The following is a 17,969-nucleotide window of genomic DNA, read 5'->3' as shown; positions in this document are numbered from 1 at the left end:
TTCCGATGTGCCGCGCTTAGGGCGTGGCACATCGGGGCATTCGAACGCGCAAAAAAATGGCCACACGAGGTGGCCTAAGACGGGTTCAAGCATAGGAGGATCTCTATTGACCAAGAAATACAGGCCCGCCCTGAAGTCTTAGGGCCAATAGAGTTGGTCCGCTGGCTGACAAACCCCTTCATCAGCAGCGTTCAAGCCGGCAATTTGACCCTGGTCTGTGGGTCAGGATCTCGTTGCCTTGCATTATAATAGTGTTAACATGGCATTGTAATCAACGTCTAATTAGGGGCTCGCATGACTACCGACTTCAAGAAGGCTGCACTGGATTACCACGAATTCCCAACCCCAGGGAAAATCAGCATTGAGCTGACCAAGCCCGCCGACACAGCCGCCCAACTCGCACTGGCGTACAGCCCAGGCGTAGCCGAGCCCGTTCGTGAAATCGCGAAGGATCCGGAGAACGCCTATCGCTTTACTGGAAAAGGGAATCTGGTGGCCGTGATCACCAACGGCACTGCCATTCTGGGCCTCGGCAATCTAGGCCCCTTGGCCAGTAAGCCGGTCATGGAAGGCAAAGCGTTGCTGTTCAAACGTTTTGCCGGCATCGACTCGATCGATATCGAAGTCAATGCTGAGGGTTCCCAGGCCTTTATCGATACAGTCGTGCGCATTGCCGACACCTTTGGTGGCATCAACCTGGAAGACATCAAAGCCCCTGAGTGCTTTGAAATCGAAGAAGCACTGATCGAACAGTGCAGCATCCCGGTCTTCCATGACGACCAACACGGTACTGCCATCGTCACCGCTGCCGGCATGCTCAATGCGCTGGAGATTCAGGGCAAAACCCTGGAGAGCGCGAGAATTGTTTGCCTCGGCGCCGGTGCCGCCGCCACTGCCTGCATGCGCCTGCTGCTTAGTCTCGGCGCCCAAAAAAGCAATCTGTACATGGTCGACCGCACCGGTGTCATCCACTCCGCTCGGGAAGACCTCAATCAATACAAAGCACAGTTCGTTAACGACGGTGGCCCTCGTACACTGATGGAGGCCATGAACGGTGCTGACGTGTTTGTCGGTCTGTCTGGAGCCAATCTCCTTCCGGCTGAAGCACTGGCAGCGATGGCACCCAATCCGATCGTGTTTGCCTGCTCGAACCCGGATCCTGAAATCAGCTACGAGCTGGCCATGGCCACACGTGATGACCTGATCATGGCGACCGGTCGTTCTGACTACCCGAACCAGGTTAATAACGTTCTGGGCTTTCCGTTCATCTTCCGCGGGACCTTGGATGTTCGGGCAACCCGGATCAACGAAGCGATGAAAATAGCGGCGGTGGAAGCACTGCGCCAATTGGCCAAAGAGCCAACCCCTGTGGAAGTGCTGCAAGCGTTCAACGTCGATAAGCTTGAGTTTGGGCGCGATTACATTCTTCCCAAAGCGCTCGATGCTCGCCTGCTCGGAGCAATAGCCGGCGCAGTGGCCAAGGCCGCTATCGACACCGGCGTTGCGAAGCTGCATTACCCAACGCACTACCCGCTCTAAGCTGACGTCAATCATGCTGATGTGCCGCAGTTGCACGACCTTTTGCACGGTTGGCAGCTGTCGCACTCGGGGATTATCCAGGCGCTGCACCTCCTGAATATCGACAGCCCGCCATTTGTAAGATCACCCGCTTTTGGCTGATCGCGGGGTCAAGCTTTCGGGATCGCCGTCTACCCCCAGCAGGTACTCACCACACAGGGTTGGCATCCCAGGCAATTCTGATCACCGATCAGAAGAAACGACAGTCAGCGGCTTCAACACTCAACGAGCAGACCCGTCTAGATCGCGAGGACCTGGTGATATCAGATGTGCATAATCGGTTGGCTTTCTTGCTCCTCCTACGCTTGGGACAGGGGTGAATGAATGCCGATCAAATATGTTAGGAGCCTCACCGGGCGAAGGCGTACCACAGCCGCAAACCGACACCTAGGGTTTGCCTTGGCCTTCGTAGCGGGAGCAATCAACGCTGGCGGTTTCCTGGCGGTGCATCAGTACACCTCACACATGACGGGCATCGTCTCCTTGATGGCAGACAACAGTGTGCTGGGAGCCTACGACCTGGTGCTCAGTGGCACCGGCGCTCTGTTGTCCTTTCTGATTGGGGCAGCATGCTCGGCGGTCATGGTCAATTATTCCCGCCGCAGACGCATGCACAGCGAGTTTGCAGTGCCCCTCTTGCTCGAAGCCTTTTTACTCATCTGCTTTGGCTTTCTGGGAGCCCAGCTATCCACCGTGGATGGTCTATTCGTGTCCGTCACCGTGATGCTGCTGTGTTTCATCATGGGGCTACAAAACGCGGTGATCACCAAAATTTCCAAAGCCGAAATCCGAACGACGCACATCACCGGCATCATTACGGATATCGGTATTGAGTTTGGAAAACTCTTTTATTGGAATGCCGTCAGCACATCGACGCATCCAAAAGTTCTCGCCAATCGGACCCGGCTCAAAATACTGATACTGCTCGCGCTGAATTTCTTCTTCGGCGGCGTGGTGGGTGCCTTTGGGTTCAAGCACATTGGTTATATCTCAACGGTACCGCTCGCGATGGTTCTGGTGACGCTGGCGATCGTGCCTGCCTTTGATGATCTCAGGCTGTTTGTCCGCCGCGTCATGCGAAAGTGAGCCAAAGACGTTTGAGGAGCGTGCCGGCGAAGGGCAATCCAGGCGTTGCTATACTGACAGCTGCCTACGTGGGTCTGTCTATTTGTAATGGGCTTGTCGTATATCGGGTAAACCCACTCATTGGCACGCCACAAGCGGTGCCCTCGCCGAGCGGGTATTTTTCGTTTATAGCCCGCGTGGTGATCAGCTCTTCAAGATCATCGAGATGAGGGTTGTGATGACCCACATATTGGCCTGTATCGACAGTTCAACTACATCTCCGGCCGTCTGCGACTACGCCGCTTGGGCCAGTCTCAACTTTGTATTGCCGTTAACCCTCCTGAATGTTGTAGACCGCCCCGCTGGCGTAGAGATACGGCCCGGCAGCCTGGCGCACGTGCTAGAAGCTATGTCGCTGGACGAAAAACGCCATGAGCAGGCGTTGAAGCAAGGCTTGATAATGCTGCAAAACGCTCGAGAAAGAGCGATTGCTGATGGCGTGATGCAGCCAGAGCTTCGTCAAAGCGATGGAGAACTGTTGGGTCGGTTACTCGAGATGGAAACTGACATGCGCTGGCTGGTCATGGGAAAACACAGCTCGTTCTGTCCCCGACTCAACCAGCTCGAAACCATCATCCATGCTTTGCACAAGCCGATCCTGGTCACACCTTGCTCCTTCAACCCACCACGAAGCCTGATGTTTGCTTATGACGGGAGCGAGGACACGCACATGGGGGTGGAAATGCTGGCAGCGAGTCCAGTCCTCACAAAGCTGCCCGTGCACCTGGTCATGGTCGCAGCCAACACGTCGAAGAATCTGGAACGACTCGATGCGGCAGGAGCCATTCTGCAATCAGCCGGGTGTGACGTGCGGACAGCCATCTGTGGCGGGAGAGTAGAGCTCGCCTTACAGTCCTATCAGACCGAACACGATATCGGTCTGATGATCATGGGCGCTTTTGGTCATTCGCGAGTCCGTCGATTTTGGCTTGGCAGTACGACGTCAAGAATGATCCGAGCCACAACTCGTCCTCTTCTATTCCTGCCCAAAAGCTACCTCAACATGTAACGCACAGACATTCAAACACCTTACCATCTCAGGATGAAAACGCTCCTAGCCAGCACATTCGATTAACATTATATGTTAATGCTGTGCGCATCTTCGATGGAGCAAATGACAGCATCCTTGATCCGGTAGCTCGCCCGTTACAGCCGCATCCTTGAGTAGTTTTGTGCGGCGAGAGAACTGACACCCACTCAGGTCGCCCGTCTATTGATTCGCGATGACCTGCGCAGTCACGGCGCGGAGGATGAAACACAGCACACTGGCGCGGTGAAAGCCACCAGACAGTCAATGCCAATCAGCAGACTCGTGACACCGGTCTCAATGACCCAATCAATACAGCGGCTGACAAAGCGCTGTTAAGGAAGAGACCATGAGCAAAACTATCGCAAATCATCAAGGGTGACGGCATCGGCCCTGAGATCATGCAGGCGACGCTACGCGTACTCGATGCCTGGACTTGCCCCTACAAAACCGGACACCAACTCCCTGTTAAATTGATGCTGCGGCCAAGCGCCTGAACTCCCTCGGTGAGCGATAGTTCAAGTCGCTTTGGCAAGTATTCGTGTAACACGCACTGCCTCCGAACGCATCGTGCGATATGCCTTCGAGCTGGCTCGTAGCAAAGGCCGTAAGAAAGTGACCGCGGTGCACAAGGCCAACATCATCAAGTCTTGCTCCGGCTTGTTCCTTGAGGTGGCGCGTGAGATCGCTGCGAATTATCCGGAAATCGAATTCCACGAGATGATCGTCGATAACGCTTGTATGCAGCTGGTGATGAATCCCCATCAATTTGATGTCATCGTCACCACCAACCTGTTTGGCGACATCCTTTCAGACTTGTGCGCAGGCCTGGTGGGTGGATTGGGCTTGGCGCCGGGGTCCAACATCGGCGCCGATGCGGCCATTTTCGAAGCGGTCCACGGCTCGGCACCGGACATCGCTGGCAAGAACATCGCGAACCCATGTGCATTGTTGTTGGCTGCCGCAGACATGCTTGATTACCTAGGCATGGTGGACAAAGGGACACGCATTCGTACAGCTATCCGCGTTATTCTGAAAAGCTCCTGCGATCAAGTGACACCCGATATGGGAGGGACCGGTACAACGGAGTCCTTCGCTGACGCCTTGGTGGCCTACTTGCGTGACTAAATAGAGAACCAACAAACACGCGCTCCGTCTGAGTCGCCAGCTCAGTACGAGCTGGCGATTTTCTACGTGTGCTCCACTCTGACCTACCAGTAGGACAGTCTGTTGGATTAAATCTTCTAATACTCCACGGGCTGATCCGGCCACGCAGTCAAAACCTCAAAGCCATCGCGGGTGACCAAGACCATATGTTCCCACTGGGCCGAGAGCGAAAGATCCTTGGTGATCACGGTCCAGCCATCCCCCAGCGTTCTAACACCGTGCTTTCCAGCATTGAGCATTGGCTCGATGGTGAAAATCATGCCCGGTTTCAGTCTCATGCCTTCACCAGGGTTACCATAATGACGGACCTGTGGCTCATCGTGGTAAACCATGCCAATGCCATGTCCACAGTAGTCACGCACTACGCTATAGCCTTCACGGTGCGCCACGGTTTGAATGGCGTGACCGACATCACCGAGCGTGGCACCGGGGCCTACTGCATGAATGCCGGCACACATCGCCTCATAGGTCGTGTCCACCAACCGACGAGCCTCTGCGCTTGGCTCGCCGACAAAATACATGCGGCTTGTATCACCGAACCAACCATCCTTGAGCACCGCGACATCAATATTGAGGATATCGCCATCCGAGAGCTCTTTATCTGACGGGATTCCGTGGCATACGACATGATTGATGGAGGTGCACAAGGTTTTGGGGAAACCGTGATAACCGATATTGGCTGGAGTGGCCTTCTGCACGTTGACAATATAGTCATGGCAGAGCTTATCAAGCTCATTGGTCGAAACCCCGGGTCTGACGTGAGGCGCTATCATGCTTAGAACCTCCGCAGCCAACTTTCCTGCAGTTCGTGACATAGCAATTAGTGCAGGTTTCATAGTCGTACTTTACCCTCATCATGAACATTAGGGACTGGTTGGGCGGGTGCTCATTCGCCGAATGTTGTGCAATTACAGGAACGCAGCATGAAAATTAATTCAACTTACTAAGTTACACAGCGTTCTGCAAAAGAAACAATGTTTTGTTACCGTAACTTTAGCGTTAATAGAAAGTCATTAACCATTATTACTTACTGCAACCGCGCTTGTAGGCGAACGGCAACGCACGAGGGTATGAGTGCGGAGCTTCAATACGCTCTTTTAGCTTTGCCGCGTAATCTTTTGCGCCCTGCTCATTACGGAATTGAATGCGCCTGGTTCCAATACACACGGACCATAGATCTTCACTCTGACTAGACAGATGCTCGATTCTGACGGACATGACGACACTCCAAGGAAAAGAATTCAAAAATGAATTTCAGCAACCTTGATACCGATTTCTCGCAGCTCATGAATCAAATCATCAAGGTACCGAAAGGGTTCGATTTCTTCGTTGTCATTGACCAGGAAGAAGCTTCTTCCTGCATCCTTTTTAAAGAAGGCGATCCACTCCTGGGTGTTGGCCGGGTTGGCAATCAAATGGGTATCAAACTGAATGCCTTCAGCGTGTTTGGTTTTTACGTCCTCACGTTTCATACGGGTCTCCAAGCGCTCACGTATTGCTGTTCTCATGCATGTCTTTGCCTCCCGACAATCGATCAAAAGACCTCGCCTCTGCCTGAAGCAAGGGCGAGTAGATTGCCTTTCAATTATCACTGCATGATAATATTATGCACATATGCCCCCTTGGAGGCTAGTCATGAGCAGGACTGTCGAAGCACCTCAGTCACGTGGGCCCGAGTCGGTCCGCCCAATGCCGTGGCTTTGAGGGCGCACGGCCATGCGGCCAGTTTCCCGCGATAACAGGATTTGCCGGCCAGATCGAGAACAAGTGGAACCAAAGGGCTCTCACAATAAGTAGCGAGCTATCAATTCCAGACCTTGAAGGTGATTGTCTGCACAGGCTCCGAAATGGCTTACTTGACCGTGATGATTACCACCTTGAAGAGCACATATGGCGCCATGCGTGAAGGCATCCAGATGCGTACCTCGCAGCAGCGGATCTCCCTTGCTTTTGATTCAACACGTACTGTTTCTGAATTTTAAGGACGACAGTCATCATGCGGAAAACAGAAATTGAGAAGCGCCTCCCGCTCAATGCTCCGACCCTGGAACCAGGGCAACGACTGTTGGTTTGCCTTGAGCAATGCGTCGTCGTCCAGCAGCGAGAAACGAGAATTTATCAAGTTGTATTCGACTGCAAATCACCCAAAACAATTCGAATTTTTTGGGCAGAAGATGAGTGGATTTTCATCGGCAGGCATAAGCAAAATGCTGAGAAAGATCCTTCATTGGAGACCTTTGTATCAACGCTAAGAACTGGGCTAAAGACTGTCTGGCGATAAATACGACTCTGATCTATAACACCCTGGGCCAAAAGCAGCCACTATGATGTGTTTTTCTGATCCAGCACAGACTGGCCTGCGTACGCCGCCTTCGGCAGCTTGCTGCTGCCGTGCTCATGGGGTATCGAAGAATTCTCATAAAATACGAGCTTAATTAGGATAATCGTAGAGATATATATTTTATAAATCAGCATAATTTCATTGTACAACAGATGCTTATTTTTCTATTCGAGTCCAGGTCGTGCCAGACAGCAACATCGAAAAGCCCCTGAATCGAAAGATCCAGGGGCTTTTTTGTGGCCGATTGAAAAGCCGTCTCTTGAAAAGCAAAAAGCCGATCTGTCTATTCGACAGATCGGCCCTTTTCAGTTGCCGTGAACGTCAGACATGCTCACTGCTTTTCGAGTGCACCGCCCGCGGCTCGGCCACGCCATGTTCCGATTCCAGCACCGGAATCTCCTTGCCGTCGCAATCATGCAGTTTACCGTCGCTGAAGTAGTCCCCTTCGCGCAACGCCGCCAGATCCTGATAACGCAGCACCCGCTCGGTACCGGCCGCAAACACCGATTGCTGGTCGGAGTTACCGGCGGTGAGGTGGTTGAAGGTCAGGTTCAGCACGATGGCCATGATCGCCGAGGAACTGATGCCCGAATGGAAAATGGTCGCGAACCAACTTGGGAAGTGATCGTAGAAGTTCGGTGCCGCGATCGGGATCATGCCGAAGCCAATCGAGGTCGCGACGATGATCAGGTTGACGTTGTTGCGGTAGTCGACCTTGGACAAGGTACGAATGCCGCTGGCTGCGACGGTGCCGAACAGCACGATGCCGGCGCCACCCAGTACCGAGGTCGGTACGGCGGCGATGACCCGGCCCATGAAGGGCAGCAGGCCGAGGATCACCAGGAACAGACCGCCAGTAGCCACCACGTAGCGGCTCTTGATGCCGGTGACCGCCACCAGCCCGACGTTCTGGGCGAAGGCGCTCTGGGTGAAGGAGCCGAAGATCGGCGCGAACATGCTCGACAGCATGTCGGCGCGCAGACCGTTGCCCAGGCGCTTGGAGTCAACCTTGGTGCCGATGATCTCACCGACGGCCAGAATGTCCGCCGAAGTCTCCACCAGCGTCACCATCACCACGATGCACATCGACAGGATCGCAGCGAAGTGGAAGGTCGGCATGCCGAAGTGGAACGGCGTCGGGAAGCCGAACATCGGGCCCTGGGTTACGGACGAGAAATCCGCCATGCCGAGGAACACCGCGATGATCGTGCCGATCACCATGGCCAGCAGAATCGACAGGCGAGAGATGGTCGCACTGCCGATTTTGCTCAGCAGCAGCACCAGCACCAGCGTTACCGCCGCCAGACCGATGTTCGCCATGCTGCCGAAGTCCGGCGCATGACTGTTGCCACCCATGGCCCAGCGCGCGGCTACCGGCATCAGCGTCAAGCCGATGGTGGTAATCACGATGCCGGTCACCAGCGGCGGGAAGAACCTGGTGATACGCGAGAACACCGGGGTTATCAGCAACCCGATCAGGGACGCCGCTATCACCGCACCTAACACCGACTGAAACCCGCCCTCCCCACCACTGCTGACAATCGCCACCATGGTCGCGACGCCGGAGAAGGACACGCCCTGTACCAGCGGCAATTGACAACCAAAAAACGGTAAACCCAGGGTTTGCAGCAGCGTTGCCAGCCCCCCCGCAAACAATGAAGCAGCAATCAACAAACCGATGTCCGCCGGCGAGAGCCCGGCCGCCTGGCCGATGATCAATGGCACCGCGACGATACCGCCATACATGGTCAGAACATGTTGCAGGCCATAAGCCATATTCGCGCCGATCCCAAGATTTTCGTCCTCGGGCCGTTGGTGTGAAACATGGGGCGTTTTCATGGAGGGGGTTCCCTGGTTTTTGTTATTCGCACACTGTATGCAATAGTCAGGACAAATGTCTATAGAGTTGTATACAACTTATCAGTCACAAAATGGATACTTGTCCATTTCCGCCTGCCACCCACCCTCCTGGCCCCGCCAAAAATCTTGAAATACATCCCTCGCTGCCCACCCCCGGGGTGCTGACTAGTCTTTTGAATTCCTGGCGACCATCGGTAAGGCCCGCCCCTTCTATATACATATAAAGTATGCATAATGAAGTCATTCGAAATTCAGTTCCACAAGGCAAAGAACGCAGCCAACAAACTCAAGCACCAAGGCATCAGCCTCGCAGAGACTGAACCGGTATTCCATGACGAACGAGCGCTGACCATCGAGGACAACCACCATGATGAACAACGCTGGATCACCCTGGGGCTGGATGCCAAAGGCCGGTTGCTGGTCGTCGCGTACACCCATCGCGATCCGAATTTCGTTCGAATCATTTCCGCGCGCATCGCCACCAAAAGCGAGCGCCGTCAGTATCTGGAGGTATGACCGATGAAAGACGAATACGATTTCAGCAACGCCAGGCGCGGGGCCGTGGTGCCCGCCAAAGGCAAGACCCGCATTACCATCATGCTCGATGACGCTGTCATCGAAGCCGCCCGGACCCTGGCAGAAAACGAGGGGTACGGCTACCAGACGGCGATCAACAATACGTTGCGCCGAGCCCTGCTCAACGAAGGCAAGAGCGCACACCTGAAACAAACCCTCACCCCTGCCGAACTCAAGGGCCTGGAGCAGAAACTGGCAGAGGCCTTGCGCGAAATCCAACGGGTGATGGAGCCGGGTGTTCGGCCCTGAAACACCAAGGGCCGATCTATCGGATCAGCCCTTGGTGATGTCTACGATCAGCCAGCTATTGCGGCGCTGCGATCAATCGTTCCAGAGTCCGCGCCAATTGCGCCTGTTCCGGTACGCGAATGCCGAACTCGCTGCCCAGCAGGCCAATCAATTCCTGAACATCCGTCACCTCCCGTCTCTCGCTGTCATGGCCAATCCGGTGAATCGCGAAGCTGCCATTGTTGAGCGTACGCCGCCAGCCCTCCCCGGTGCGCGCCACCATCAACTGCATGACGAAAGACGACTCGGGGTGGGTCGAGACGTACCAGTTGCCCACAGCGAAATCGATATCTTCCTGGCGTTGCAGGTCGAAGATGTACATCGCTCGCCACTCACCCGCAACGTTGGCGCGCAGGGTAAAACCGTCGACGTGCAGGTCGATGCGATACGGCTCGTGAGGGGTGAGTTGTTCGGCGCGGGAATCGAGCAACAGGGGCGCGGTCGGTACCATGCCGCCGAAGCCGACGTCGGTGATGTAGCGCACGTCATCGATGATGACCAGGCTCAGGCGATGGGTCCGGGCAGTCCAGGCACCCTCCGGCTGGCCCATCACCACCCGGCCGCTGATGGCACGGGCGTCGAAACCCAATTCCTGAAGCAAGGCCAGGAACAGGTTGTTGAGTTCGTAGCAGTAACCGCCACGACCGCCATGCAGGACTTTCTGCTCGATGGACGGCAAGTCGATCAGCACCGGTTCGCCGGATAATGTGGTGAGGTTTTCAAACGGGAAAGCGCCGGTATGGCGCAGTTGTAGTTGGCGCAAGGTTTCCAGGGTCGGTGCCGGAGGTGCATCGAAGCCCAGGCGTCGCAGATACAATGCACGGTCGGTCAGGCGTGGCTCGCTCATCGTTCAATCCTTTTGCACGCAAGCGGCGGATTGCTCCGCCAGTGGCCGCTATGTATACGGGATCAAGCACTGCCGCCGACAATTGATTTAGCCAATCGCAAACTCAGTGCGCTTCAGCATCATCGATGACGAGTGGTCGTGGGTGCGGCAGAACCTAGAGTGCAAGCTCGACGATGATGGCCTGCGCTGAGACAGCCACTCGTCATCCGGTCGGCACCAACCGCGCGACCCTTCACACCAACATCAGGTAACGACTCATCCCTGGAGACGACCATGATGAACATCAGAATGACTTCGCTGCTCTTGGCGGGATTGTTGTCGACAACGCCCCTGGCTACGTTTGCGGCGTCCGGCGATGGCGCTGGCGCTGGCGCTGGCGCGACCGGTACGGCACCCAGTGCAACCCGCAACTCAAACATGCTGCCAGGCAACAACAGACCCAGTGAACCCTCCGGTGACTACAGCCGCAGTCATGGCCCCAGCTCGTCAAGCGGCAGCACCGGCGTCAATGGTCCGGGCAGTGGCGCGGGCGGCGGCACCGGTGCGCCCGGTGGCGGAACCGGCGGTGCTGGCGGCGGGACGGGCAGTTGGACAGGCAAAAGCCGCCAATGACGTGCAGTCATTGGCGGCTTTTTGTTGCCTGAGGCTTACATCGGCTTGACCGCCGGCGGGTTCCATTTGCCATTCAGCACCTCGGCTTTCGGGCCGTACAAACGCATGGTCAGGTTGAACGGCCCTTTGGGTGCCGGCAGCCAGTTGGCCTCCAGGTCCTTGCCGGGGCTTTCGTTCTGGAAGTAGAGGTCCAGCGAGCCATCGGCGTTGGCCTTGAACGGCATCCAGCTACTGACCGCAAAACGATTGAGTGAGTTGGCGACCTGGAACCCCTCCGGGTCATACAGGGTGATCGACCAGAAGGCGTTCACCGGCGGCGCCTCGCCCTTGTTGAAATGCAGCACGTACTTGCTTGCCCCCTCAAGCGGCTTGCCGTTGCTGTCGCCGATGTTCAGCGGATAAATCGCATCCTCGGGCAGGTTGGCACCGAGCCCCATCTGCGTGACGATGGCGCGCTTGAGGTAGTAGTTGCCGTAGACGCCCATGGTGTCGGTGTTCATCGACCAGCCATTGACCTCCCGCGCCAGGGTCGGCACTTTCCAGGTCATCAAGGCCTGCGCATCCTGGGGCACCGTTTGCAACGCTGCCTGGATTTTTGGGTCCAGTGCGTCCATGTTGAACGGCTTGCCGGCTTCGATGCCGATCCGTTTGAGCTGCGCCAGCATGGGCTGGTCGGTGCTGTGCGGCGGGTTCACCTTCAGCAGTTCGGCAGCGTAAGTGAAATAATGGGCAGCCGACATGGAATCGACCTGAATCTTCGGTGGCGTTTTCATGTCCACCGCCGGGTCGATTTTCACGGCGACGGCCTCAGGCTCTTTGCCCAACCGGGACAACGGCGTCACCGTGTATCCGGCCTGGATCTTGTGCACCGCCGCGTAATCCGCCGCGCCATCAGTCTTGGTCCGGCCGATAATCCAGACAAAGGGGGTGGGCGCCGGCAGGTGACTCATCCCGGCGGGCACCGTGCCGGTCCACCCCGGTGGCGTCACCAGAAATTGCCCGGCCTCGGTGCCCGTGGTGCGCCAGCCCGGCGAAGCGAACACGTCAGTCCACATATCCAGCATCGGCAACAGGTAGAAACGCCCGTCGGTATCGGGCGCGGCGATCACCAGCGGTTCCTTGGTCAAGTCCAGCCAGGCAATCGAATACAAGGTGTCGAAATTGGAACGCACCACCCCTTTGAAGTCGGCAGGTGGGTACTGCGGCACACTCACAAACATGTTCATCGGGCCTTTGCCGAATTCCTTGCCCGGCTCGATGTTGGTGAACTGCTTGCGAGTGAGGTCCATGCTCAGCAGCGGGTAAAAATAGATGTAGGCATCCACGCCGATCGCGTGAGCTTCTTCGGCAGTGATTTTCGATTGCGCGTGGCTGGCCAGCGGGAAGATGGCAGCGGCTGCGACGGTCAGAGCAACGGCTGTCAATGTTGGAGGTAGCAACATGTTGGCGATCGTCCGTGCGAGGGGGAGCCTGCCGGGTTCGGCAGCGCTAACGGAACTCTAGACGATCAATTCCGCCAGGCCCGGGAGACAGACCACCGGCAGCAAAAGCACTTCAACGGTCGGAACGCATCAACGCCTCGACACCGCCGGCCAACGACAACGTTGCCACGCGGTTTCGCCCCGAATGCTTGGCCTGATACAACGCTGCATCCGCCCGCTCGACAAACACGTCCATGCTGTCACGCCCCGACGGCACAAACGAATAGCAACCCAGACTGACCGTCACGTATCCGTTGGGCGAGCCGGTGTGATTGATGTGTTTGTCGATGACGCTGCGGCGGATCTGCTCGGCAATCGTCATGGCACCGTGGATGTCGGTGTCCGGCAGCAGCACCGCAAACTCTTCACCGCCGTAACGCACCGCCAGATCGGCCTTGCGGTGGCAGCAACTCTTCAGCGCGCGTGCCACTTCGGCCAGGCAGTGATCCCCCACCACGTGGCCGTAGGTGTCGTTGTAGCGCTTGAAGTAATCGATATCGAGCATGATCAGGCTCAAAGGGCTGGCCTGCCGGGCGCCGCGCCCGAACTCGATGCCCAGCGCCCGCTCGAACAGTCGGCGGTTGGCCAGCCCGGTCAGGCTGTCGTGGGTGGCGATCAGCTCCAGTGCTTGCTGGGCCCTGCGCAAATCCGACTCGACCCGCTCGCCAACACGCACCTGATGCAGGAACACCCACCCGAACAACCCCACGACCAGCAACACCAGGGCAACGATGAGGCTGGAGCGAAACGCCGTGTCGTACCAGCCCGCGAGAATGGTCTCCGTGGACGACGCAGCGGCGACCACCAACGGATACGCCTCCAGCTGGCGGTAACCGTACATGCGTGTCACACCGTCGATGATGGACGTGAACATCGCATTGCCGGAGGTGGCCAGTGGCAGGAACTTCTGGAAAATTTCGCCCTGGGCCAGCGACACGCCGATCTGCGCCTCTACAAAAGGTCGACGCGCCAACAACGTGCCATCGGTCAAGCCGAGAAACATCGAGCCATTGTCGTCGAGGCTGAAGCTTTTGAAGAACTGGTCGAAGTACGACATCTTGATACCGGCCAGCAACACACCCTGGAAATGCCCGTTCCTGTCGTTGACCCGTTTGGAAATCGGAATGATCCACTCACCGTTTTCCCGACTGCGGATGGCCGGGCCGATATGCGCCACCGACGATACGTTCTGTTGGTGGTACTTGAAGTACTCGCGATCCGCGACCCCGGCCCCCCGGGGCAGGTTCTCAAACGAGGTCACCACCCACTGGCCCTTCTGGTCGAACAGCAGGATGCCGTGCAACTGATCCAGCGCCAGCACCCGCCGGGCGAAGGTCTGCTGCAAGCGTGGCCGCTGGTCCGGGCCGAAACCGTCGACCTGAATCCAGTCCACCAGGCTGGTCAGCACCAGGTCGGCCTTCATGAAGGTGTCTTCGGCTTGCTGCGCCATGGCCCGCGTCAGGTTCGAAGACGCCACTTGCGCCAGGCTCAGGTCGTGGCGACGGGACTGCTCCAGTTGCAGGTAGAGCAAACCGCACAGGCACAGACACACCGTGGCAATGAACAATACCCCGGCCTTGCGCAGCGGTATGCGTTTCAATGCGACGCCAGGGGCGTGGTCCGGGTCGTTAAAGCGAGTGGGCAAAAGGTCATCCTGTCGGGGGGCAAGGCATGGGTAACAACCCAAAGCCCTCAGTCTTCGTGGGGCGTAGTTTACGGGGTTATCCATGCTAAATGGGTGGCCACTTGCCCAGCGGTATCACACCTGCCCTGCCTGAGCTGCAAACATGATCCAGGGCAAGCGCTGCCTGCGCGTCAACGAGCTACGATTAGACTGACCTCAATACAGGGAATCGACATGAGCAAGGCAGACGAACTCGCCGCAAAATTGAAACAGACACGGCTGACCAGCGCGGATCAGGCGATCGATGGCTGGCCGGGCCAGGTCTACGAACTGTATCAACGGATAGAGGCCTGGCTGCTGCCCTTGACCGAAGCGGGTCTGGTCCTGCGGCGCAACCCCACCCATGTGTTCGAGAGTCACCCCAATGGCGACGCTTACAACTACGCCATCGACCAGTTGGTGGTCACCGGCAACGAGCACAGCATTACCTTTGACCCGGTTGCACGCTTCACCGCCGATGGCGAGGGGCGGGTCGAGATCCACACAACAGGCAACGAACTCGCCCTGTTGCGCACCGTGGACGAACACGGTGAAACACACTGGTGGCTACAAACGATCGAGCAGGCCACCGCGCAGCCGGATGCGGTGGCGCTGACTGAAACCGATCTGCTTGTGGTGGTGCAACAAGGATTGGCGCTGTAAAAAGGGCACCCACCGCAAATCCTGTGGGAGCGGGCTTGCTCGCGAAGGCGTCGTGTCAATCGCCTCAGGGTGCGCTGACACACCGCTTTCGCGAGCAAGCCCGCTCCCACAATGCCCGGTGTTATTCGTTACTGTTGGTTCTGCCCCGTCACCACCAGCGGTATCTCTGTGCGACGCAAGTCCAGAGCCGGCAACTTCGTAGGCTGACTCAAGCCCTGCAGCACCCTGGCATCGTAATCATAAATGTCGGGCTTGAACGTCACCCGCCCGTCTTTGCTCAGGTCCACGGTCCAGTAAGCCAACAGCACCGGCACTTTCACCGGCAGCAGGACGTTCTCGGTCCGGCCATTGGCCAACTGCTTCTGAATGCCGGCGCTGTTCCAGCGCACCGGGTCGTTGAACAACAGCTCGACCAGTTGCAAGGGGTTTTCCACGCGGATGCAGCCTGAACTGGTGGCCCGGACCGTTTTGGCAAACAGCTCGCGGTGCGGCGTGTCATGCAGGTAAATCGCATAGTCGTTGGGGAAGCGGATCACCACCTGCCCCAGCGAACTGTCGGGCCCGGCATCCTGACGCAGGTGGATGCCTCGCGGGTTGCTCCAGTCAACGCTCGACGGATCGAGCACATTGCCTTCGCGATCAAGCACGCGAATCCGGTTGGCCGCCAGATAGCCCGGATCGTTCTGGACTTTTGGAATCACGTCCTGCTTGAGGATGGTCGGTGGCACGGTCCAGGTCGGGTTGAACGTGATGTAGGTGATTTCGGCCTGGAACACCGGCGTACTGCGCACCGGTTTACCGACTTGCACCCGCGAACGCCAGATCGGCAGACCGTCGCGGTACATCGCCACCTTGTATCCGGCGATATCGACGATCACGAACGTGCCCTGAAGCTTGTACAACAGCCACCGGGCGCGCTCCATGTTGACCCGCACCTGATCGATCCGCGCCTCGACCGGCACGTTCAGCGCCGCCAGCGTCGCCGCCCCCGCCACGCCATCGACCCCCAGGTATTGCTCGGCCTGATACTTCTTCACCGCGGCAATGACCTTGTCGTCGTAACCGGCTTTTTTCGACAGGTGCGCATCCAGGTACCCGCCCGCCACCAGACGCGCGCGCAATTGTGCAACCGCCGCCCCGTCCATGCCGGGCTTGAGCGATTGCCCTTCGGTGACTTTCGGCCAGCCGCCCGCAGCGTGAACCTGGCGCAACCGGGCCAGGCCTTCACGCAAGTTGCGGTAAATCTCTTCCTGAGGCGGTGCATCGACGAATGCACGCGCCACGTCGTGGGCATCGAGGGCGACAAACAGTTTGTTCAAGTCCTCGCGGGCATTGCCGCCGGCAGGATCGAAATTCCAGTGAATGTCCAGCCGCGACGGATCGACTTTACCCCGCCGCAGTTGCAGCAGCGCGGTAATGAACGTGCGGGTCGCCGCCATGTCGAACATCGCCCGTTGCGCCGTGGAAGGCATGGCCGCTACCAGCGATTCATGGGCCTGAGCCAGTTCGGCGATGCGGAAATCCGCCGGATTCAGGCCGTCGATCCGGGTGCTTTCAAGGCTCTTGAGTAACTGGGCCACGTCACGCTCATCCGTCCACGCGGCGCGATAGTTGCGATGCATATAGAAATCCAGCACCACCCGGCTGACATCCACACGCTGATGGCGCCTGGAGGTGAGCAACGGTGGAAAGGCCGAGTGCAGCGGTTCCAGCGTCGCCTGAATCGCCTGCCCGACCGCGTCGTCGGGCGCCGCGGCATCGATTGCGCTGCTCGCCGCAGATACCGGCTCAATCGGCGAAGTTTGCCCAAACGCCGCACCGCTGATCAGAAAGCCCATAAAAAACATGCGGCTTATGACGAATGACCTTGTTAATTGCACCATGGATAATCCTTAATCCCCCGTTTTAAACGGCTAGTTTTCCACTCGCTGCTAGACTCGAAATTATCATGATGAGACCCGACTATGGCGCTAAACCGCTTTGGCCTTTTATTTGCCATTTTACTGACGTGCCTTTCAGTAACGTCAGCCTACGCCGATTCGCTTGAAAACGCGCTGGTCAAAGCAGCACCCGGTGCCGACGCCAAAGTGATTGCCTTGGCCGTTCGCGCCACCCAATGTAGCCGCGCCCAGGGTGTCGCCCCCGCCCAAAGACTGGCGGTGATCGATTACTCCCTGCCCTCGACCGAACAACGCCTGTGGGTCTTCGATCTTAAACGGCGCAAGTTGCTGTTTCACGAACTGGTCGCCCATGGCCGCAACAGCGGTGAAAACATGGCCACGCTGTTCTCCAACCGCAACGAAAGCCACGCCACCAGCCTCGGCCTGTTCCGCACCCAGGAAAGCTACCTCGGCCAGAACGGTTACTCGTTGCGCATGGAAGGCCTGGAGCCCGGCTTCAACGATAACGCCTATGACCGGGCCATCGTCATTCACGGCGCGCCCTATGTCAGCCCGGTGCTGGCCCGCGCCAATGGCCGCATCGGCCGCAGCCTGGGTTGCCCGGCCGTCAGACCGGCGATTGCCCATCGGCTGATCGATTCGATGAAGGACGGGCAGTTGTTGTTTTCCTACTACCCGGACCAACGCTGGTTGAAGTCGTCTTCCTACATCAACTGCGGGGGCGACACGGTGGCCTCAAGGGAAAAGTCCACTTCACGCCAGTAAGCGACGCCCAACCTGTCAAAACTGTAATCCCCGCCTCAGCCTGCTGAAAGGCACCGCCCGCTAGCCTCGTCGACA

Annotated in this window: 17 protein-coding genes; 10 read left to right on the top strand and 7 right to left on the bottom strand. The window is 57.4% G+C overall.

The window, feature by feature from the left end:
* Positions 1-294 precede the first annotated feature (294 nt).
* The 4 genes from AC1DVE_RS03230 (at position 295) to AC1DVE_RS03215 (ending at position 4,858) form a co-directional block, all read left to right on the top strand.
* Positions 295-1,539 carry a malic enzyme-like NAD(P)-binding protein gene (locus AC1DVE_RS03230; protein WP_223454252.1) on the top strand — a complete coding sequence of 415 codons (1,245 nt, stop codon included), beginning with the start codon at positions 295-297 and terminating at the stop codon, positions 1,537-1,539.
* Positions 1,540-1,902: 363 nt separating this feature from the next.
* Complete coding sequence (locus tag AC1DVE_RS03225) at positions 1,903-2,664, top strand: YoaK family protein (protein WP_223454251.1); 762 nt, start codon at positions 1,903-1,905, stop codon at positions 2,662-2,664.
* 217 nt (positions 2,665-2,881) lie between these two features.
* Positions 2,882-3,712 carry a universal stress protein gene (locus tag AC1DVE_RS03220; RefSeq protein ID WP_477783741.1) on the top strand — a complete coding sequence of 277 codons (831 nt, stop codon included), beginning with the start codon at positions 2,882-2,884 and terminating at the stop codon, positions 3,710-3,712.
* A 546-nt stretch (positions 3,713-4,258) separates the two neighbouring features.
* Positions 4,259-4,858, top strand: coding sequence for an isocitrate/isopropylmalate family dehydrogenase (locus AC1DVE_RS03215; RefSeq protein ID WP_223542945.1), 600 nt, complete (start codon positions 4,259-4,261; stop codon positions 4,856-4,858).
* A 116-nt stretch (positions 4,859-4,974) separates the two neighbouring features.
* Here AC1DVE_RS03215 and map read toward each other — a convergent pair whose 3' ends face one another.
* Together map and AC1DVE_RS03205 are read right to left on the bottom strand one after the other, a co-directional pair.
* Entirely contained in the window at positions 4,975-5,733 is a 759-nt protein-coding gene (map, locus tag AC1DVE_RS03210; protein ID WP_223454247.1) for a type I methionyl aminopeptidase, read from the bottom strand.
* 405 nt (positions 5,734-6,138) lie between these two features.
* Positions 6,139-6,369, bottom strand: coding sequence for a hypothetical protein (locus AC1DVE_RS03205; protein ID WP_150641276.1), 231 nt, complete (start codon positions 6,367-6,369; stop codon positions 6,139-6,141).
* A 375-nt stretch (positions 6,370-6,744) separates the two neighbouring features.
* On the opposite strand from AC1DVE_RS03205, the gene AC1DVE_RS03200 reads away from it, so the two are divergent.
* Positions 6,745-6,879: a hypothetical protein gene (locus AC1DVE_RS03200; protein ID WP_263287630.1), complete on the top strand. Its 135-nt coding sequence runs from the start codon at positions 6,745-6,747 to the stop codon at positions 6,877-6,879.
* 680 nt (positions 6,880-7,559) lie between these two features.
* Here AC1DVE_RS03200 and AC1DVE_RS03195 read toward each other — a convergent pair.
* Entirely contained in the window at positions 7,560-9,077 is a 1,518-nt protein-coding gene (locus tag AC1DVE_RS03195) for a nucleobase:cation symporter-2 family protein (protein ID WP_223454245.1), read from the bottom strand.
* Positions 9,078-9,332: 255 nt separating this feature from the next.
* On the opposite strand from AC1DVE_RS03195, the gene AC1DVE_RS03190 reads away from it, so the two are divergent.
* Both AC1DVE_RS03190 and AC1DVE_RS03185 read left to right on the top strand, forming a co-directional pair.
* On the top strand, positions 9,333-9,614 hold the full coding sequence (locus AC1DVE_RS03190; RefSeq protein WP_223454243.1) for a BrnT family toxin: 282 nt from the start codon (positions 9,333-9,335) through the stop codon (positions 9,612-9,614).
* Between the two features lie 3 nt (positions 9,615-9,617).
* Positions 9,618-9,923, top strand: coding sequence for a BrnA antitoxin family protein (locus AC1DVE_RS03185; RefSeq protein ID WP_223454242.1), 306 nt, complete (start codon positions 9,618-9,620; stop codon positions 9,921-9,923).
* Positions 9,924-9,978: 55 nt separating this feature from the next.
* On the opposite strand, the gene AC1DVE_RS03180 is transcribed toward AC1DVE_RS03185, so the two are convergent.
* Positions 9,979-10,809: an arylamine N-acetyltransferase family protein gene (locus tag AC1DVE_RS03180; protein ID WP_223454240.1), complete on the bottom strand. Its 831-nt coding sequence runs from the start codon at positions 10,807-10,809 to the stop codon at positions 9,979-9,981.
* A gap of 273 nt (positions 10,810-11,082) precedes the next feature.
* Between AC1DVE_RS03180 and AC1DVE_RS03175 the strand changes: the two genes are divergently transcribed.
* Entirely contained in the window at positions 11,083-11,421 is a 339-nt protein-coding gene (locus tag AC1DVE_RS03175) for a hypothetical protein (protein WP_223454238.1), read from the top strand.
* Positions 11,422-11,456: 35 nt separating this feature from the next.
* Here the strand turns inward: AC1DVE_RS03175 and AC1DVE_RS03170 are convergent, their stop codons facing one another.
* On the bottom strand, positions 11,457-12,863 hold the full coding sequence (locus tag AC1DVE_RS03170) for a DUF1254 domain-containing protein (RefSeq protein ID WP_477783740.1): 1,407 nt from the start codon (positions 12,861-12,863) through the stop codon (positions 11,457-11,459).
* 112 nt (positions 12,864-12,975) lie between these two features.
* Positions 12,976-14,547: a sensor domain-containing diguanylate cyclase gene (locus AC1DVE_RS03165; protein WP_223454234.1), complete on the bottom strand. Its 1,572-nt coding sequence runs from the start codon at positions 14,545-14,547 to the stop codon at positions 12,976-12,978.
* 213 nt (positions 14,548-14,760) lie between these two features.
* On the opposite strand from AC1DVE_RS03165, the gene AC1DVE_RS03160 reads away from it, so the two are divergent.
* A complete protein-coding gene (locus AC1DVE_RS03160) occupies positions 14,761-15,228 on the top strand; it encodes a hypothetical protein (protein WP_223454232.1) in 468 nt (155 codons plus the stop codon).
* A gap of 128 nt (positions 15,229-15,356) precedes the next feature.
* Here the strand turns inward: AC1DVE_RS03160 and AC1DVE_RS03155 are convergent, their stop codons facing one another.
* Positions 15,357-17,111 carry a L,D-transpeptidase family protein gene (locus AC1DVE_RS03155; protein WP_477783739.1) on the bottom strand — a complete coding sequence of 585 codons (1,755 nt, stop codon included), beginning with the start codon at positions 17,109-17,111 and terminating at the stop codon, positions 15,357-15,359.
* A gap of 81 nt (positions 17,112-17,192) precedes the next feature.
* Between AC1DVE_RS03155 and AC1DVE_RS03150 the strand changes: the two genes are divergently transcribed.
* A complete protein-coding gene (locus AC1DVE_RS03150; RefSeq protein ID WP_223533396.1) occupies positions 17,193-17,894 on the top strand; it encodes a murein L,D-transpeptidase catalytic domain family protein in 702 nt (233 codons plus the stop codon).
* The last annotated feature ends 75 nt before the right edge of the window (positions 17,895-17,969 follow it).

The sequence above is a fragment of the Pseudomonas sp. P4_B4 genome (assembly GCF_056402255.1).
This window is presented reverse-complemented; position numbering and strand designations above follow the sequence as displayed.

Bases quoted from the DNA above. Each gene is read 5' to 3' on its own strand.
- AC1DVE_RS03160 (WP_223454232.1), top strand. From the start codon at position 14,761: ATGAGCAAGGCAGACGAACTCGCCGCAAAATTGAAACAGACACGGCTG.
- AC1DVE_RS03150 (WP_223533396.1), top strand. From the start codon at position 17,193: ATGGCGCTAAACCGCTTTGGCCTTTTATTTGCCATTTTACTGACGTGC.
- AC1DVE_RS03220 (WP_477783741.1), top strand. From the start codon at position 2,882: ATGACCCACATATTGGCCTGTATCGACAGTTCAACTACATCTCCGGCC.
- AC1DVE_RS03225 (WP_223454251.1), top strand. From the start codon at position 1,903: ATGCCGATCAAATATGTTAGGAGCCTCACCGGGCGAAGGCGTACCACA.
- AC1DVE_RS03185 (WP_223454242.1), top strand. From the start codon at position 9,618: ATGAAAGACGAATACGATTTCAGCAACGCCAGGCGCGGGGCCGTGGTG.
- AC1DVE_RS03170 (WP_477783740.1), bottom strand. From the start codon at position 12,863: ATGTTGCTACCTCCAACATTGACAGCCGTTGCTCTGACCGTCGCAGCC.
- AC1DVE_RS03200 (WP_263287630.1), top strand. From the start codon at position 6,745: ATGGCTTACTTGACCGTGATGATTACCACCTTGAAGAGCACATATGGC.
- AC1DVE_RS03155 (WP_477783739.1), bottom strand. From the start codon at position 17,111: ATGGTGCAATTAACAAGGTCATTCGTCATAAGCCGCATGTTTTTTATG.
- AC1DVE_RS03180 (WP_223454240.1), bottom strand. From the start codon at position 10,809: ATGAGCGAGCCACGCCTGACCGACCGTGCATTGTATCTGCGACGCCTG.
- AC1DVE_RS03190 (WP_223454243.1), top strand. From the start codon at position 9,333: ATGAAGTCATTCGAAATTCAGTTCCACAAGGCAAAGAACGCAGCCAAC.
- AC1DVE_RS03175 (WP_223454238.1), top strand. From the start codon at position 11,083: ATGATGAACATCAGAATGACTTCGCTGCTCTTGGCGGGATTGTTGTCG.
- AC1DVE_RS03230 (WP_223454252.1), top strand. From the start codon at position 295: ATGACTACCGACTTCAAGAAGGCTGCACTGGATTACCACGAATTCCCA.
- AC1DVE_RS03195 (WP_223454245.1), bottom strand. From the start codon at position 9,077: ATGAAAACGCCCCATGTTTCACACCAACGGCCCGAGGACGAAAATCTT.
- AC1DVE_RS03205 (WP_150641276.1), bottom strand. From the start codon at position 6,369: ATGAAACGTGAGGACGTAAAAACCAAACACGCTGAAGGCATTCAGTTT.
- map (WP_223454247.1), bottom strand. From the start codon at position 5,733: ATGAAACCTGCACTAATTGCTATGTCACGAACTGCAGGAAAGTTGGCT.